A 640-nucleotide genomic window follows, 5' to 3' on the forward strand; every position below is an offset into this window, starting at 1 on the left:
GCTCTCCTGACCCCATCATGCGGCGGCCCAAGCGCCGACCGCGAAGAGAAGCGAGTGACCCACGGAACGGTCCAGAAAAAAGTGCAGGAGCATCTTGACCAAAACGACCCCAATCAGAGAGGACTCTCAGCAGACCCAAGCCTCACGAGCACTCTACAGGATTCTTTTTCAAAAACGGCCCACCGACTTGAAACTCTCGTCAGACTCAGTCGCATATACATCAAGCAGATCCTTAGCAAGGACGTGCTGAAATCGCAGGCTGGTCTCCCGTCCCGGCAGCATTTTTTCACCCGGACTCTCTTCCGATTTAGTCAAAACGCTAAACAGTTCTAGGATCAACGTCGACGCTACGTCAAATTCCCGTTTCCCGTCACACTCCCTGGCAACGAGGTGGCTCGGTGCCGACGTCGGCGTGGCTTCCAGCGGCCCCAAGCGAATAGCTGACGTGCTTTCTAGCTTATTAAGAGGATCAGCAGGTCCTTGGCGTCGATATGGTCGCCGGCTTTCACCAATACCTCGACAACGGTGCCGTCGCGCTCGGCATGCAGCGCCGTTTCCATCTTCATCGCCTCTATGGAGAGCAGCACGTCGCCGGCCTTGACCGCCTGGCCGGCGGCAACGGCAAGCGCGGAGACGACGC

General features: G+C 57.7%; 2 protein-coding genes. One reads left to right on the top strand and one right to left on the bottom strand.

Annotated features, from left to right (window positions below):
• On the top strand, positions 1 to 333 hold a 333-nt coding region (locus tag D3227_RS42490; RefSeq protein ID WP_208646636.1), incomplete at its 5' end, for a hypothetical protein.
• 119 nt (positions 334 to 452) lie between these two features.
• Here the strand turns inward: D3227_RS42490 and D3227_RS40565 are convergent.
• A partial coding sequence (locus D3227_RS40565) for a biotin/lipoyl-containing protein (protein WP_120019480.1) occupies positions 453 to 640 on the bottom strand: 188 nt, incomplete at its 5' end.

The sequence above is a fragment of the Mesorhizobium waimense genome, from assembly GCF_003601975.1.
Lineage (GTDB): Bacteria > Pseudomonadota > Alphaproteobacteria > Rhizobiales > Rhizobiaceae > Mesorhizobium > Mesorhizobium waimense.